Here is a 15,524-nt window from a genome sequence, read left to right on the forward strand (position 1 = left end):
CCGCTGATCTTCTAGTCGCAGATCATCTGCGTGACTGTGCTCAAATGCATCACCTGGCTGGGGGTGGCCGGGGCGCTCAGCGGGGTGCTGATGGCGGCGCTCGCCGCGCCGGTCGTCAGTGGGGCCGGGATCGCCACGAAGAACGCCGCGGACACCTTCATCGACCTGCCGTCCGCGCCCCGCGAGGAGCCTCTCTCGCAGGTCACGAGGCTGGTCGACATCCGAGGCCGGACGTTCGCCCAGTTCTATGAGGCGAACCGGACGGCGATCCCGCTGGCGCGGGTCGCGCCGGTGATGCGCAAGGCGATCGTGGCGATCGAGGACGCCCGCTTCTACGAGCACGGCGGGCTCGACGTGATCGGCACGCTGCGGGCACTGCTCACCAACACCCAGGCGGGCGGCATCAAGCAGGGCGGCTCCTCGCTCACCCAGCAGCTGGTGAAGAACATCCTGGTGGAGAGCGCGCGCACCGACGCCGAGCGGGACCGCGCCCGCGCGCCCAACCTGGCCCGCAAGATCAGCGAGCTGCGCCTGGCGCTGGCCCTGGAGCGGAAGTACCGCAAGGACGAGATCCTGGAGAAGTACCTGAACATCGCCTACTTCGGCGCCGGGGCGCACGGCGTCGAGGCGGCGGCCAGGCGGTTCTTCTCCACCACGGCCACCGACCTGACGCTGACCCAGGCGGCCACGCTGGCGGGCGCCGTACGGGCTCCGTACTCGACCGACCCCTCGCTGGGCGAGGCGCACCGGGCGCGGCTGAAGATGCGGCGCGACCTCGTGCTCGACCGGATGGCCGGACTGAACCTGATCTCGCAGTCGCAGGCGGCGCAGGCCAAGCGGAGCGCACTGGCCATCAGGCTGCGCCCCGAGCCCGGCGGCTGCTCCCAGAGCGAGCACCCGTACTTCTGCCTGTACGTGCACCGCGAGCTGATGACGAACCAGGTGTTCGGCAGCACGGCGGCGGTTCGGCAGTCGCGGATGACCCGGGGCGGCCTGGTGATCAGGACGAGCCTGGACCCGGTGGCGCAGGAGGCGGCCGAGCGGGCGATCCGGCAGCGGGTGGCCCCGGCGGACACCGAGGTGGCCGCGGAGGCCATGGTGGAGCCGGGCACGGGCTGGATCAGGGCGATGGCGGCGAGCAAGAGGTTCGGCCGCAACGCGAAGGACCGCAAGAACGGGCCGAGGACCACCTTCAACCTGGTCGCCGACGTGCGGCACGGCGGTGGCCAGGGCCTGCAGGCCGGCTCCACGTTCAAGGTCTTCACCCTGGCCACGGCACTGAAGCAGGGGTGGCGTTTCGGCCAGGGCTTCGACACGCCGGGCGCGCTGGTGCCGGCCGAGGGCTACCGCGACTGCTCGGGACGGCCGGTCAACGCCCCGGGGACGCAGATCCACAACGCCAGCGGTGAGGGCAAGGGCGGCCCGCACAGCATCGAGACCGGCACCTGGAAGTCGGTCAACATCTTCTACATGATGCTGGAGCGCAAGGTCGGCCTCTGCAACGTGGTCAAGACGGCCCGGGCGCTGGGCGTCGTGCGGGCCGACGGCCGGCCGCTGCGCGAGGTGCCCACCTTCACGCTCGGGGTGAACGAGATGGACCCGCTGACGGTGGCGGCCTCGTTCGCGACGTTCCCGGCCAGGGGCAGATACTGCCGCCCGCTCGCGATCGTGGAGATCGTCGGCAGGGACGGCCGGCGCACCCCCGTCTCACCCGCCTGCGACCAGGTCATCGAGCGGCAGGTGGCCGACGCGGTCAACCACGTGCTGTCGGGCGTGTTCGACAAGGGCACGATGCGGGGCCAGGATCCCGGCAGGCCGGCGGCCGGCAAGACGGGCACGAACAACGGCTACACCTCGGCCTGGTTCGCCGGTTACACGCCGCACCTGGCGGCGGCGGTCAGCGTCGGCGACATCCGGGGTTCCTACCGCCACCCGCTGACCGGGGTGCAGATCGGCGACGAGTACTACGGCTCCGTGCAGGGCGCCTCGCTGCCGGGGCCGATCTGGGTGGACTCCATGCGTGCGGCGCTGCGCCGTACGGAGCCCAAGGGCTTCCCCGGGCCGGACATGTCGCGCTTCGGCGGCGGGCACACGCCGGGGCTGGAGGAGGCCGAGGAGCGGGAGGCCAGGGAGGACGGCCGGGGGCGCCGCCGCGGGCACCGTACGTTCGCCAAGCGCCACCGCAACCTGTTCGACTGGCTGACGGGAGGTCCGAACAGCAGGCGCGGGCACCCGCACTTCAGGCGGGAGCACCCACGTGTACGGCGGGACCAGCCGCGTTTCAGGCGCGAGCAGCCACGCGTACGGCGGGAGCAGCCGCACTACAGGCGGGAGCAGCCGCGCGCGCGGTGGGAGCCGCCCCGGATGAGGCGGGAGCATCCGCGCGCCAGGCGGCACCGCCACCGGTGAGCGGTCAGCCGGGCTTGCCGATGGGTGCGGTGACGGCCCTGGTCAGCTCGATGAGGTTGGCGGGCGCGGTCTCGATCTGCAGGCCGCGCTTGCCGGCCGAGAAGTAGATCGTGCCGAACTCCAGCGCCGAGGAGTCGACCACGGTCGGCAGCGGCTTGCGCTGCCCGAGCGGGCTGATCCCGCCGACCACGTAGCCGGTGACCCGCTCCACCTTGGGAGCCTCCGCCATGGCGGCCCGCTTGCTCCCCAGCGCCGACGCGAGCGCCTTGAGGTCGAGCTTGCCCGACACCGGCACCACGGCGACCGCGAGTCCGCTCTCCACCTCCGCCACGAGGGTCTTGAAGATCCGCTCGTACGGCACGCCGAGCGCGTCGGCGGCCTCCTCGCCATAGGCCTGCGCGGCGGCGTCGTGCTCGTAGGGATGCAGCGTGAACGCCACGTCGGCCCTGTCCAGCGCGGCGGTGGCGGGGGTGCCGCCGCCCTTGGTCTTCTTGCTCACGGAATCCCAGTGTAGCGAATCTACAATGTAAAGGCCCGGCCGGGGGTGTACCCCAGCGCCCGCCGGAAGACGTCGATGAAGGCGCTGGCGGAGGCCCAGCCGCAGCGGTGCGCGACGGCGGTCACGCTCGCGCCGTCGGCGAGCAGCAGCAGCGCGTGGTGCAACCGGAGCTGCGTGCGCCACTGCGGGAAGGTCATGCCGAGCTCGGTGCGGCAGAGCCGGGCGAGCGTGCGGTCGCTGGTGCCGGCCTGGGCGGCGAGCCGCGCGAGGGTGCGGCTGTCGGCCGGATCGTCGCGCAGCGCCGCGCAGACGGCCGCCAGCCGGGGGTCGCTGGGGGTCGGCAGGTGGAACGGCTGCTCGGGGGCGCGGCAGAGCCGGTCGAGCAGGACTGCGAGCAGCCTGTCCCGCTCCTCGCCGCTGTCGCCGGGGTCCGTCGTGTAGGCGATGATCAGCTCGCGCAGCAGCGGCCCGACGGCGAGCACGGCGGGCCTGGCCAGGCCGAGCGGGTTGCCGGTGAGTCCGATCAGGCGCAGGTCGGTGCTGCCGTGCGCGCGGTGCTCGTGCACGGTGCCCGCCGGGATCCAGATCGCCCGGTTGGCCGGGGCCACCCACGTGCCGGCGCCGGTCGTGACCGACAGCACGCCGCGGCAGGCGTAGACGATCTGGGGGGTGTCGTGCCGGTGGGCGTCGATGCCGCCGCCCGGCGCCAGCGGTCGGCTGCCGGTAGGCGCCTCCGGCATATGGCGGATTTCCATGATGGATTGGCATTTTATCGGAAGCGAGCCAGGTCCGGCTGGGCGACGATCGGTACGTGAAGGTGAACAGGATCGCGATCCTCGCCGCGGGGCACGCCTGCGTCGACGTCTATCAGGGGGCGGTGCCGGCGCTGGTGCCCTTCCTGGTGATGGAGCGGGGTTACGGCTACGTGGCAGCCTCGGGGGTGGTGCTGGCCGCCACGCTGCTGTCGTCGGTCGTGCAGCCCGTCTTCGGGGCGCTGACCGACCGGTGGCGGATGCCGTGGCTCATCCCGGTCAGCATGACCACGGCCGGGCTCGGGGTGGCGCTCAGCGGGGTGGCGGGTTCGTACGCGCTGACCTGGCTGGCCGTGGCGCTGTCGGGGCTGGGCGTCGCCGCCTACCATCCGGAGTCGGCGCGCCTGGCCAGGATCGCCAGCGAGGGCAGCCACGTGCGGATGAGCTGGTTCTCCCTCGGCGGGACGCTGGGGTTCGCCTCGGCGCCGGTCATCGTCACGCCGCTGCTGTCGGCCGGCGGGCTGGGCGCCTCCCCGTACCTGGTGGTTCCCGCGGTTGCGGGCGCGCTGCTGACGCTCGTCGTGATGCGTTCCCTGGCCGGGCGCGGTCGGGCCGGCGGCGCGTCGGCGCCGTCCACCGGCCGCGACGACTGGCCGGCGTTCGCGCGGCTGTCGCTGGTGATCGTCTTCCGGTCGGTGGTGTACGTCGGGCTGAGCGCGTTCGTCGCGCTGTATCTCGGCGGTGGGGCGGCAGGTGCGGTGGCGCTGTTCGTGCTGTTCGCCGGTGGCGCCGTGGGGACGGTGCTGGGTGGCAGGCTGGCGGCCCGCTGGGGCCGGGTGCGCACGATGCGGCTGTCGTACGCGGCCGCCATCCCGGCCGTCGCGGGGGTGGTGCTGGTGCCGGGTTCCGGGCCGTGGGTGTACGTCTTCGTCGCGGCGGCGTCGATCACCCTGTACGCGCCGTTCTCGTTGCACGTGACGCTGGGGCAGGACTTCCTGCCGCGCCGGGTTGGCACGGCCAGCGGCGTCACGCTGGGGCTGGCGGTGAGCGTGGGCGGGCTGGTGAGCCCGCTGGTGGGGGCGGTGGCGGAGGCGGCAACGCTGCGGGTGGCGCTGGCGTGCCTGGTGCCGTTCCCGGTGCTGGCCTGGCTGCTCGCCCGGACGCTGACCGAGCCGGCGCAGCCTGATCCGGCCGAGGTGGGGGCGCGACGGGGGTGACGGCTCAGCCGGCGGCCGAGGCCCCGCCCTCGCCGCCGATGGCGCGTACCTCGCGGGGGTCGCGGTCGGGACGCAGGCCGCGCCAGGAGGGGTGCCGCAGCCGGCGGTCGCCGGTCATCTCGGCGTAGCGCACCTCGCCCACCATGACTGGTTCGACCCAGTGCGCGTCGCGGGCGTGCTCGCGCGGCACCGGCTCGTCGAAGGGGGGATCGGGGCGTTGCAGCGGGGCCAGCCGCTGGTACAGGTCCCGGAGCATGGCCTGGGTGAAGCCGGTGCCGACGTGGCCGATGTAGAGGAGCCGGCCGCCGTCGTCGTAGGAGCCGAGCAGCAGCGAGCCGATCGTCCCGGAGCGGCGTCCGGTGCCGGGCTTCCAGCCGCCGATGACCACCTCGACGGCGCTGAAGTTCTTGACCTTGGTCCACTCGGAGGTGCGCCTGCCGGGCCTGTAGGGGGAGGTCATCCGCTTGCACACGATGCCTTCCAGGCCGAGCTGCCGGGAGGAGGCGAAGGCGTCCTCGGCGTGGTCGTGGAACCACACGGGAACCTGCCAGCGGAAGCCGGGCATGAAGGTGCCTTCGAGCAGTTCGCGCCGCTCGGTGTAGGGGAGCGCGATCCTGCTGCCGGTCTCCAGGTGCAGGATGTCGAAGGCCATGAAGGTCACCGGCACGGTCCGGGCCAGCTCGGCGACGCTGACCGGGTTGCGCTGGTGCATGCGCGGCTGGAGGGCCCCGAAGCTGGGGCGCCCGGCCTCGTCGAAGGCCACGATCTCGCCGTCGATGACGGCCGGGCGGCGGCCGGTGGCGCCCGCCATGAGCCGCAGCTCCGGGTAGGCGGCGGTGACGTCCTTGCCGTTGCGTGACATGAGCCGCACCTCGCCGTCGGCGAGGTAGGCGATGGCGCGCACGCCGTCCCATTTCATCTCGACGGCCCATTCGTCCTCGTGCGTGGACGGCAGGGGGCCAAGCTGGGCCAGCATCGGCGCGTAGGTCGGCAGCGACGCCATGCACGCTGCCATACCCAGCCTCGCGGGCGCGCAGTGAGGGGCAGGGGTCTACAAATAGTCAAGGCGCCTGACAAGGCGGCGCGGGGGCGTCAGCTCGCCAGGGACTCGCCGTCCAGCGGCTGTTCGACGAGCTGGGCCAGGTCGACCCCGTGCTGTCCGAGCTCGTCGACGGAGGCGCAGTATCCCTGGAGGTAGGTGCGCCCGTTGACGAGGTGCGACACGCGCAGCAGCGGACGGTCGTCGAGCATGATCGCTTCTACCACGATGCCGTTCGGGCCGCGCCAGACTCCCATGTGCTAATAGTACGAGGTCGGACATAAAGGGCAAGTGATTACAAAGCGCATGCCAACTTTTTCTGTCCGCGACGCGCCGGAACACGGAAAGGCCGAGGAGGACCTCCGCGCGTCAACCGGATCCGTGTCACGCCACGCCGCTGTCCGGATGATGGACAGAACGGGATTCAGGGGTTGGACTCCGTAAACTGTGGGGGTGATTTCCCGTATCGACATGCGCGGTTCCCTTCCGGCGAACCTGCGCGACGTGCTGCCCCGCGCCGAACTCGACGTCGAGGCCGCCCTGGAGAAGGTGCGGCCCATCTGCGAGGACGTGCGCCATCGCGGGGCGGCAGCCGTACGGGAGCTGACCGCCAGGTTCGACGGTGTCGAGGTCGACAGCACGCGCGTGCCCGCCGAGGCGATCACCAGAGCCCTGGAGGAGCTGGACCCGCGGGTCCGGGCCGCGCTCGAGGAGTCGATCAGGCGGACCAGGCTGGTCCACCGCGACCAGCGCCGGGCCGACGTCACCACACAGGTCGTGCCCGGCGGCACCGTGACGGAGCGGTGGGTGCCGGTCGACCGCGTGGGCCTCTACGTCCCGGGCGGCCGCGCCGTCTACCCCTCCAGCGTGGTGATGAACGTGGTGCCCGCCCAGGAGGCCGGCGTGCCTTCGCTGGCCGTGACCAGCCCGCCGCAGAAGGAGCACGGCGGGCTGCCGCACCCGGCGATCCTCGCCGCGTGCGCGCTGCTCGGCGTCGACGAGGTCTACTCGGTCGGCGGCGCCCAGGCCGTGGCCATGTTCGCCTACGGCACCGAGGAGTGCGCGCCCGCGACCATGGTCACCGGCCCCGGCAACATCTGGGTGGCCGCGGCCAAGCGGCTGCTCAAGGGGCGCATCGGCATCGACAGCGAGGCGGGCCCGACGGAGATCGCGATCCTGGCCGACCACACCGCCGACCCGGTGCACGTGGCCGCCGACCTGATCAGCCAGGCCGAGCACGACGTGATCGCCGCGGCCGTGCTCGTCACCGACAGCGTCGAGCTGGCCGAGGCCGTCGAGAAGGAGCTGCCGGGCCAGGTGTCGGCGACCAGGCACTCCGAGAGGATCGCCGAGGCCCTCGGCGGGCGCCAGTCCGCCATCGTGCTGGTCGACGGCGTCGAGGAGGGCATCAGGGTGGTCGACGCCTATGCCGCCGAACACCTGGAGATCCACACCGAGGGCGCCGCCGCGGTGGCCGCCCGGATCCGCAACGCCGGGGCGATCTTCGTCGGCCCCTACGCGCCCGTCTCGCTCGGCGACTACCTCGCCGGCTCCAACCACGTGCTGCCCACCGGCGGCTGCGCCTGCCACTCCAGCGGCCTGTCGGTGCAGTCCTTCCTGCGCGGCATCCACGTCGTCGACTACACCCGCGAGGCCCTGGCGGAGGCGGCAGCCCACGTGTCCGTCCTGGCCGACGCCGAAGACCTTCCCGCCCACGGCGCGGCAGTCCGCGCCCGCTTCGACTGGCAGGTGCCCTCGTGAACCTCGACGACCTGCCCATCCGCGACGACCTGCGGGGACAGAAGCCCTACGGCGCGCCGCAGATCGACGTCCCGGTCCGGCTCAACACCAACGAGAACCCCTATCCGCCCTCCCCGGAGCTGATCGCCGACCTGGCCGAGGAGGTCCGCCGCACCGCGGGCGACCTCAACCGCTATCCCGACAGGGACGCGGTGGAGCTGCGCGAGGGCCTGGCGGCCTACCTGGGGCACGACCTGGTCAAGGACCAGGTGTGGGCGGCCAACGGCTCCAACGAGGTCATCCAGCAGATCCTTCAGGCCTTCGGCGGCCACGGCCGCACCGCCCTGGGATTCGAGCCCTCCTACTCCATGCACCCGATCATCACCACCGGCACCAACACCGAGTGGATCAGGGCGGTCCGGGAGGAGGACTTCTCGCTCGACCCCGGCAAGGCCCTCGCGGCCATCGGCGAGCACCGGCCTGACATCGTCTTCCTGGCCTCCCCCAACAACCCGACCGGCACCGCCCAGCCGCTGTCGACGATCGAGGCGATCCTCGACGCCGCCCCCGGCATGGTCGTGGTGGACGAGGCCTACGCCGAGTTCGCCAGGCAGGGCACGCCCTCGGCGCTCACCCTGCTGCCGCGCCACCCGCGCCTGATCGTCACGCGGACGATGTCCAAGGCGTTCGCGATGGCCGGCACCAGGCTCGGCTACCTGGCCGCGCACCCGGCCGTGGTGCAGGCGCTGCTGCTGGTGCGGCTGCCCTATCACCTGTCGTCGCTCACCCAGACGGCCGCGCGCGTGGCGCTTCGGCACCGCGAGGAGCTGCTGGGCACGGTCGACACGCTGCGCCGCGAGCGCGACGACACGGTCGCCTGGCTGCGGGGCAAGGGATTGACGGTCGCCGACTCCGACGCGAACTTCGTACTGTTCGGACGCTTTCCCGACCGGCGCGCGATCTGGGAAGGCCTGCTGGCGGGGGGAGTGCTCATCCGCGAGGTCGGGCCGCCACAATGGCTGCGTGTGTCGATCGGCACCGGCGAGGAGATGGCGGCGTTCCGCGCCGCGCTGGAGGGGGTTCTGTGAGTCGCGTAGGGCGCGTCGAGCGTACGACGAAGGAGACGTCTGTCCTGGTCGAGGTGGGTCTCGACGGCACCGGCAGGGTGGAGGTGTCGACCGGGGTGGGCTTCTTCGACCACATGCTGGCGCAGCTCGGCAAGCACGGGCTGTTCGACCTGACGGTCAAGACCGAGGGCGACCTGCACATCGACTCCCACCACACGATCGAGGACACCGCGCTCGCGCTGGGCGCCGCGTTCCGTGAGGCGCTGGGCGACAAGTCAGGCATCAGGCGGTTCGGCAACGCGTCATGCCCGCTGGACGAGTCGCTCGCCGAGGTGACCGTCGACCTGTCGGGCCGGCCCTATCTCGTGCACACCGAGCCCGAGGGCATGGCGCCGATGATCGGCCCCGACTACGACACGACGATGACCCGGCACATCCTGGAGTCGTTCGTCGCCCAGGCGGCGATCTGCCTGCACGTGCGCGTTCCCTACGGCCGCAACGCCCACCACATCGTGGAGGCCCAGTTCAAGGCGCTGGCCAGGGCGCTGCGCGCGGCCTCGGAGCTCGACCCGCGGTCGACGGGTGTGCCGAGCACCAAGGGTGTCCTGTGACCGAGAGCACGATCGCCATCGTGATGGTGTTCCTCGGGCTGTTCCTCGCGGGCGGCGTGTTCTCGCTGGCCAAGCAGGGACTCAAGATCGGCGCCGTGGTGTGCGGCGTCGGCGCGGTGGCCGCGTTGACGGCGGGGGTGTTGTGGTGGTGAAGAACGTCGTCGTGCTGGACTACGGCTCCGGCAACCTGCGCTCGGCCGAGCGCGCCCTGGCGCGGGTCGGGGCCGAGGTGACCGTCACGGCCGACTTCGACGCGGCGCTCGAGTGCGACGGGCTGGTCGTGCCGGGCGTGGGCGCGTTCGAGGCGTGCATGAACGGTCTCAGGGGCGTCCAGGGCGAGCAGATCATCGGCAGGAGGCTGGCCGGTGGCCGGCCGGTGCTGGGCATCTGCGTCGGCATGCAGATCCTGTTCACCCGCGGTGTCGAGCACGGCGTGGAGACCGAGGGCTGCGGCGAGTGGCCGGGCACGGTCGAGCGGCTGGAGGCCCCGGTGCTGCCGCACATGGGCTGGAACACCGTCAAGGCGCCGGCGGGCAGCGTGCTGTTCGCCGGGATGGACGCCGCCACCCGCTTCTACTTCGTGCACTCCTACGGCGTGCGCGAGTGGGAGTTGCGGCCCGGCGACGGTTTCGCCGAGCCGGTGGTCACCTGGGCCGAGCACGGCGTCCCGTTCGTGGCCGCCGTCGAGAACGGCCCGCTCATGGCGACCCAGTTCCACCCGGAGAAGTCGGGTGACGCCGGGGCCGCACTGCTGGAAAACTGGCTCGGCACCGTTGAGTAAGGAGCGGGCGCGCCGCCGCGCCGAGCGCGAGGCGGAGCGTGCGCAGGCCATCCGGCGCAATGTGGAGCGCCAGGCGCGCCGGGCGCGCCGCCGTGCCCTCATCATCCGCCTGACTCCGCGCCGGGTGCGCGTCGCCCGGCAGGGGGGCGTGCTCGCCCGCCGCCAGCGTGCCCAGAACGCGGCCGTCGCGCTGGCCTTCCTGATCATCCAGGCGCTCGCCTGGCTGATCTGGGGGTCGCCGCTGCTGAGTTTCGGTGTGCTGATCTTCTCTCTGTTGCTCATCCCTGTTCTCGTGACTCTCGCTTTCGACCGGAGGACCTGATGTCGCTCGTATTGCTTCCCGCCGTCGACGTGGCGGACGGCCAGGCCGTGCGCCTCGTCCAAGGTGAGGCCGGGACGGAAACCGGCTTCGGTGAGCCGCTCGCCGCCGCGCTGGCCTGGCAGGAGGCGGGCGCGGAGTGGATCCATCTGGTCGACCTGGACGCCGCCTTCGGGCGCGGCTCCAACCGCGAACTGATCACCGGCCTGATCGGCAAGCTGGACGTGAACGTGGAGCTGTCGGGCGGCATCCGCGACGACGCCTCCCTGGCCGCGGCGCTCGCCACCGGCTGCCGCCGCGTCAACATCGGCACGGCCGCCCTGGAGAATCCCGAATGGTGCCGCAGGATCATCGCCGAGCACGGTGACAAGATCGCGGTCGGCCTGGACGTACGCGGCACCACGCTGGCGGCGCGCGGCTGGACCGAGGACGGCGGCGACCTGTGGGAGGTGCTGGACCGGCTGGAGGCCGACGGCTGCCCCCGCTACGTGGTCACCGACGTCACCAAGGACGGCACCCTGCGCGGCCCCAATCTGGACCTCCTGCGGCAGGTGTGCGCCCGCACCGACAGGCCGGTCGTCGCCAGCGGCGGCGTTTCCAGCCTCGATGACCTGGTCGCACTCGCTTCTCTCGTGCCCGACGGCGTGGAAGGAGCCATCGTGGGAAGGGCCCTGTACGCCCGAGCTTTCACGCTGGAGAGCGCGCTGGCCGCAGTAAGCGCTTAGATGTCGGGAGGGGGCGTGATGGGCAGCATGAGCATGGAAAGCACCGGAATGAGGGTGTTTTCAGGCGGAATCTGGGAGGAGAAGTACGGCTATGCCCGCGCGGTGGTCGTGGGCGAGCGGGTCATCGTCTCCGGCTGCACCGCGGCCGTCGACGGCGAGGTCAGGCACGTCGGCGACGCCTACCTGCAGAGCCTGACGGCGATGGACATCGCCCTGAAAGCCGTCACGATGGGCGGGCTGACCCGCGAGGACGTCGTCATGGTCCGCTACTACGTGGTCGAGCACCGGCACTTCGACCTGGCGGGCCAGGCCATCGCCGAGGTGTTCGGCGACGTGCGGCCCGCCTGCACGGGCGTGCGGGTGGCCGGGCTGGTGGATCCGAGAATGCTGATCGAGATCGAGATCGAGGCAGTGCGAGCATGACCGTAGCCGTCAGGGTGATCCCCTGCCTGGACGTCGACGCCGGACGCGTGGTCAAGGGCGTCAACTTCGCCAACCTGCGTGACGCGGGCGACCCGGTCGAGCTGGCCAGGCGCTACGACGAGGAGGGGGCCGACGAGCTCACCTTCCTCGACATCACCGCGTCGTCCGGCGAGCGCGAGACCATGCTCGACGTGGTGCGCAGGACGGCCGAGCAGGTGTTCATCCCGCTCACCGTGGGCGGCGGCGTCCGCTCGGTGGACGACGTGAACCGGCTGCTGCGGGCGGGCGCCGACAAGGTGTCGCTCAACACGGCCGCCATCGCCAGGCCCGAGCTGCTCACCGAGGCGTCGCGGCGCTTCGGGGCGCAGTGCGTGGTGCTGTCGGTGGACGCGCGCCGGGCGCCGGGCACGCCGAGCGGTTTCGAGGTGACCACGCACGGTGGCCGCCGCGGCACCGGCATCGACGCCGTCGAATGGGCCGCCAGGGGCGAGGAGCTGGGCGCGGGCGAGATCCTGCTCAACTCGATGGACGGCGACGGCACCCTCGACGGCTACGACCTGGAGATGCTGCACGCGGTCCGGGCCGCGGTGCGGGTGCCGGTGATCGCGAGCGGCGGGGCGGGACGCCTGGAAGACTTCCCGCCCGCCGTCGCGGCCGGTGCCGACGCCGTCCTGGCGGCGAGCGTCTTCCACTTCGGCACGCTGAAGATCTCCGAGGTCAAGCGGACCCTGGCGATGGCGGGCCACCCGGTCCGCTAGGTCAGAAGACCCTCATGTGGTGGAAGAGCTCGTAAGAGGCGTCCTTGGCGGCGAACGCGGCCGCCTCGGAACGCTTCACCGCCAGATAGGCGCTGCGCCGCAGCGGGCCCAGCGCCTCCATGAGCAGCTCGTCGGCCTCCAGCGCATCGAGGGCCTCCTCCAGTGAGGACGGCAGGCGCGGATAGCGGCCTGGGCGCGTGTCGGGGTCGACGTCCACCGCCTCGCCGGGGTCGAGCTCGCGCTTGATGCCGTCCAGGCCGGCGTGGATGACCGCGCCGAGCGACAGGTAGGGGTTGGCCGAGGAGTCCGACGGCTTCAGCTCCAGGTTGGGCTCACCGCTGTCGCCCAGTGGCGAGCAGACACGCACCGCCGCCTCCCGGTTGTCCAGCCCGTGGACGGCGTAGGCGCCGGCCCAGCTCCTGGGCGTCAGCCGGCGGAAGCTGTTGACGCTGCCGCAGGTGAGGGCGGTCAGCGCGGGCAGGTGGGCGAGCAGCCCGCCGACGAACCAATCGCGTACCTCGCTGTCGCCGCCGAAGAGGTTACGGGATTCGCGCCACAGGGACAGGTGCAGGTGGGCGCCGTTGCCTGCCTGGTCGGCCAGCGGCTTGGGGGCCAATGAGGCCCACATGGACATGCGCATGGCCACGCCCCGGACGGTCTCCCGGTAGAGGACGTGGTTGTCGGCGGCGCGCAGCGCGGGCGCGTGCCGCACCGACACCTCCTGCTGGCCGGGCCCGAGCTCCGGGTGGCAGTGCTCGACCCGCAGGCCCTGGGTCTCCAGGGCGCGCATGAGCTTGATCGTGTAGTCGTGGGCGGTGTCGAAGCCGGTGCCGGCGTAGCACAGGGAGTCGTCGAGCGGCAGCAGCCGGTCAGGGCCGCCGCTCGGGTCCGGCAGGCGCCGGCCGAGCGTGAACTCCGGCTCGAACGCCGCCAGCAGTGTGTAGCCCTCGGCCGCCAGCGCGGCGATCGCGTCCTTGAGGAAGGTGCGCGAGCAGGCGGCCCAGGCGGAACCGTCGGGTAGGCGCAGATCCGAGAGCATCGCCGCGGCGCCCGGCGCGTGGGGGAGCGGGACGTAGGTGGAGGGGTCGGGAACGATGCGCACCTCGCCCACCGGACCCATGTCCTCGACCTCCTGGAGCTGGTCGAGCATGTTCATCGCCATCATGGCCACTGTGTGGCCGATGCCGGTGCCGAGCCGTTCGGCGAGCCGCGACCGGGATGCCGCCTTGCCGCGGATGACGCCTCCGTGGTCGGCGTACAGAAATCGGATCAGCTCAACCCCTTCGAGCTCGGCTCGCTCGAGGATGCGCCTGACGTTGGGGTCAGGCTGGTTGAGCTTGGTCGCGCCTGGACGATCTCTCATCCTGCCTGCGTAACATGACTTGGCAGTGCGGGGAAGCATCTGACGCAGACAGAACCACCGGTCAGGTCAGAACATTGGTAAAGAAGACAGCCAGCTGATTGGCTCCCTGGACGATTCCGTCGAACACTCCGGACACCGCGGCGGCCGCTTCGGCCGGCCGGGTGAACAGGTAGAAGACCACGAACGCGACGATCACGTACGTGATCACCTTCTTGACCTGCATGGGGGGCCTCCTGCAGTCCATTCCCAGCCGTATATACCCGGATCTGGGCGATCACTGGCATCTTCTATGAAGATGTTCATGATCCTAACCGGGGGGCTTGTTTCCTAGGCCATGGTACGGCGTGGAAACGCGCCGGGAGTGCCTTCTGGGACGGAGATTCGGCGGTCGGCCGGGGGCCTCGCGACGAGCGGTGATCGGATAGTGGATAGTTCTGCTTACTGATACCTGCCGATGGCCACCAGAGGGAGTTCCGAACGTGCGCATGGCCGACCTGAGCGCCGACGCAGGGGTGCCGGTCCCGACGATCAAGTACTACCTGCGCGAGGGACTGCTGCCCCCAGGCCGGCCGCTGAGCCGCAACCAGGCCGAATACGGTCCGGAGCACGTCAGGCGACTGAGACTGGTGCGAGCGCTCGCCGACTACGGCGGGCTCGGCATCGCCACCATCCGCGAGCTGATCCGGCACATGGAGGACCCCGGCGTCGCCAGGGGCGAGCTGCTGGGCGCGGCCCAGCAGACGGTCACGGCGCACCACGACGCGCGCCCCGGCGAGCACGTGCTGCAGGCCGGGGACCTGGTCGCCGGCCTGCTGGCCAGGAAGGGATGGGATGACCTCGCGGGCCACCCGGCCGGCCGGATCATGGTCGGCGTGGTCGCCAGTCTCCTGGAGCTGGGACTGGACGACGTCATCGAGGCGCTGGACGACTACGCCGCCGCCGCCGAGGCGGCCGCGGAGGTGGACCTGCGCGTGCTGGGCGACGCGACGGACCGGGAACGGGCCGTCGAGATCGTGGTGGTCGGCACGCTGCTCGGCGACACGCTGATGGCGGCCATGCGCCGTCTGGCACAGGCCCACACGTCGGAGAAGACCTACGAGGCGACGGGCTAGACGCCGAGCCTGGCGTTCTTCAGGCGGGCGATCGCGTCGGGGTCGCCCGCGAACTCCACCTTTGCGTGCGTCTGACGGCCGAAGCAGAACAGCAGCAGCTCGCCCGCGCCGCCGATCACCTCGACCTTGGGGCCCTCCTTGGCGCCGCCGAGCACCACGGCCCGCGATCCGCCGGCGCCGGGATGGTGCAGCACCACGCCGACCGGCGCCCGGCGCAGCATCACCTTGGCCATGGAGGACACGCGCTTCCAGATGAGCCGCTCGAAGTCGGCGGGCAGCTCGCGCGGCTCCCAGGAGGGCTGAGCGCGCCGCACGTCCTCGTGGTGGACGAAGAACTCCAGCGTGTTGACGGCCGCGTCGAGGGCCGGCAGCAGGCCGTAGACGCCGCCGGGCTTGCGGACCAGCCCGACCAGCTCGGGGAAGGGGTGCTTGGCCTTCAGGCGCCGCTGCACCGAGGCGGTGTGGCCGGCCAGCGGACGCAGCGCGATGCCCGGCATCGCGTCCGGCCTGCGCTCGCGAAGCACCAGGTGGGCGGCCAGGTCGGCGGTGTCCCAGCCCTCGCACAGGGTCGGGGCGCCGGGACCGAGCCGGTCGAACAGGTCGCACAGTGCGGCGCGTTCGCCACGAGCGTGAGTCACGTCCCAAAGCCTACCTGTGGGAATAAGCCAATGATCAGACGTGATAGGCACTATGTGAAATGTCGGGCTCT

19 protein-coding genes are annotated in these 15,524 nt (G+C 71.7%); 12 read left to right on the forward strand and 7 right to left on the reverse strand.

What is annotated here, in order from left to right; genetic code table 11:
• The first annotated feature begins 30 nt into the window (after nt 1-30).
• Nucleotides 31-2,409, forward strand: coding sequence for a transglycosylase domain-containing protein (locus V5E28_RS23300; RefSeq protein WP_336209150.1), 2,379 nt, complete (start codon nt 31-33; stop codon nt 2,407-2,409).
• Between the two features lie 4 nt (nt 2,410-2,413).
• Here the strand turns inward: V5E28_RS23300 and ybaK are convergent, their stop codons facing one another.
• Nucleotides 2,414-2,908, reverse strand: coding sequence for a Cys-tRNA(Pro) deacylase (ybaK, locus tag V5E28_RS23305; RefSeq protein ID WP_336209151.1), 495 nt, complete (start codon nt 2,906-2,908; stop codon nt 2,414-2,416).
• 20 nt (nt 2,909-2,928) lie between these two features.
• On the reverse strand, nt 2,929-3,648 hold the full coding sequence (locus V5E28_RS23310) for an AraC family transcriptional regulator (RefSeq protein ID WP_336209152.1): 720 nt from the start codon (nt 3,646-3,648) through the stop codon (nt 2,929-2,931).
• Between the two features lie 71 nt (nt 3,649-3,719).
• Here V5E28_RS23310 and V5E28_RS23315 point away from each other — a divergent pair, with 71 nt between their 5' ends.
• Nucleotides 3,720-4,877, forward strand: a complete 1,158-nt coding sequence (locus V5E28_RS23315) for an MFS transporter (protein WP_336209153.1) — start codon at nt 3,720-3,722, stop codon at nt 4,875-4,877.
• 4 nt (nt 4,878-4,881) lie between these two features.
• On the opposite strand, the gene ligD is transcribed toward V5E28_RS23315, so the two are convergent.
• Nucleotides 4,882-5,880 (reverse strand): non-homologous end-joining DNA ligase, encoded by a 999-nt coding sequence (gene ligD, locus V5E28_RS23320; protein WP_336209154.1) that lies wholly within the window; start codon nt 5,878-5,880, stop codon nt 4,882-4,884.
• Between the two features lie 89 nt (nt 5,881-5,969).
• Entirely contained in the window at nt 5,970-6,173 is a 204-nt protein-coding gene (locus tag V5E28_RS23325) for a hypothetical protein (protein WP_336209155.1), read from the reverse strand.
• Between the two features lie 196 nt (nt 6,174-6,369).
• Here V5E28_RS23325 and hisD point away from each other — a divergent pair, with 196 nt between their 5' ends.
• The 9 genes from hisD to hisF are packed head-to-tail and all read left to right on the forward strand — an operon-like array spanning nt 6,370 to nt 12,340.
• Entirely contained in the window at nt 6,370-7,677 is a 1,308-nt protein-coding gene (hisD, locus tag V5E28_RS23330) for a histidinol dehydrogenase (protein ID WP_336209156.1), read from the forward strand.
• Nucleotides 7,674-8,744 (forward strand): histidinol-phosphate transaminase, encoded by a 1,071-nt coding sequence (locus tag V5E28_RS23335; protein ID WP_336209157.1) that lies wholly within the window; start codon nt 7,674-7,676, stop codon nt 8,742-8,744. Before hisD ends, V5E28_RS23335 begins: the two co-directional genes overlap by 4 nt.
• Nucleotides 8,741-9,334: an imidazoleglycerol-phosphate dehydratase HisB gene (hisB, locus tag V5E28_RS23340; protein WP_336209158.1), complete on the forward strand. Its 594-nt coding sequence runs from the start codon at nt 8,741-8,743 to the stop codon at nt 9,332-9,334. Before V5E28_RS23335 ends, hisB begins: the two co-directional genes overlap by 4 nt.
• Nucleotides 9,331-9,486 (forward strand): hypothetical protein, encoded by a 156-nt coding sequence (locus V5E28_RS23345; RefSeq protein WP_336209159.1) that lies wholly within the window; start codon nt 9,331-9,333, stop codon nt 9,484-9,486. The genes hisB and V5E28_RS23345 overlap by 4 nt, the downstream gene beginning before the upstream one ends.
• A complete protein-coding gene (gene hisH, locus V5E28_RS23350) occupies nt 9,480-10,115 on the forward strand; it encodes an imidazole glycerol phosphate synthase subunit HisH (RefSeq protein WP_336209160.1) in 636 nt (211 codons plus the stop codon). The genes V5E28_RS23345 and hisH overlap by 7 nt, the downstream gene beginning before the upstream one ends.
• On the forward strand, nt 10,108-10,437 hold the full coding sequence (locus V5E28_RS23355; protein WP_336209161.1) for a hypothetical protein: 330 nt from the start codon (nt 10,108-10,110) through the stop codon (nt 10,435-10,437). Before hisH ends, V5E28_RS23355 begins: the two co-directional genes overlap by 8 nt.
• Nucleotides 10,437-11,159 (forward strand): bifunctional 1-(5-phosphoribosyl)-5-((5-phosphoribosylamino)methylideneamino)imidazole-4-carboxamide isomerase/phosphoribosylanthranilate isomerase PriA, encoded by a 723-nt coding sequence (gene priA, locus V5E28_RS23360; protein ID WP_336209162.1) that lies wholly within the window; start codon nt 10,437-10,439, stop codon nt 11,157-11,159. The genes V5E28_RS23355 and priA overlap by 1 nt, the downstream gene beginning before the upstream one ends.
• A gap of 48 nt (nt 11,160-11,207) precedes the next feature.
• Entirely contained in the window at nt 11,208-11,582 is a 375-nt protein-coding gene (locus tag V5E28_RS23365) for a Rid family hydrolase (protein WP_336209163.1), read from the forward strand.
• The gene (hisF, locus tag V5E28_RS23370) at nt 11,579-12,340 is read left to right on the forward strand and encodes an imidazole glycerol phosphate synthase subunit HisF (RefSeq protein ID WP_336209164.1); all 762 of its coding nucleotides are present in this window, start codon (nt 11,579-11,581) and stop codon (nt 12,338-12,340) included. Before V5E28_RS23365 ends, hisF begins: the two co-directional genes overlap by 4 nt.
• Nucleotide 12,341: 1 nt before the next feature.
• Here the strand turns inward: hisF and V5E28_RS23375 are convergent, their stop codons facing one another.
• Together V5E28_RS23375 and V5E28_RS23380 are read right to left on the reverse strand one after the other, a co-directional pair.
• Nucleotides 12,342-13,703 (reverse strand): glutamine synthetase family protein, encoded by a 1,362-nt coding sequence (locus tag V5E28_RS23375; RefSeq protein WP_336209165.1) that lies wholly within the window; start codon nt 13,701-13,703, stop codon nt 12,342-12,344.
• Nucleotides 13,704-13,764: 61 nt separating this feature from the next.
• Nucleotides 13,765-13,926 (reverse strand): hypothetical protein, encoded by a 162-nt coding sequence (locus V5E28_RS23380; protein ID WP_336209166.1) that lies wholly within the window; start codon nt 13,924-13,926, stop codon nt 13,765-13,767.
• A 262-nt stretch (nt 13,927-14,188) separates the two neighbouring features.
• Here V5E28_RS23380 and V5E28_RS23385 point away from each other — a divergent pair, with 262 nt between their 5' ends.
• A complete protein-coding gene (locus V5E28_RS23385) occupies nt 14,189-14,815 on the forward strand; it encodes a MerR family transcriptional regulator (protein ID WP_336209211.1) in 627 nt (208 codons plus the stop codon).
• On the opposite strand, the gene V5E28_RS23390 is transcribed toward V5E28_RS23385, so the two are convergent.
• A complete protein-coding gene (locus tag V5E28_RS23390) occupies nt 14,812-15,453 on the reverse strand; it encodes a TIGR03085 family metal-binding protein (RefSeq protein WP_336209167.1) in 642 nt (213 codons plus the stop codon). The two genes, V5E28_RS23385 and V5E28_RS23390, sit on opposite strands and share 4 nt — an antisense overlap.
• Between the last annotated feature and the right edge of the window lie 71 nt (nt 15,454-15,524).

This window comes from Nonomuraea sp. LPB2021202275-12-8 (genome assembly GCF_037044575.1).
Classification (GTDB): Bacteria; Actinomycetota; Actinomycetes; order Streptosporangiales; family Streptosporangiaceae; genus Nonomuraea.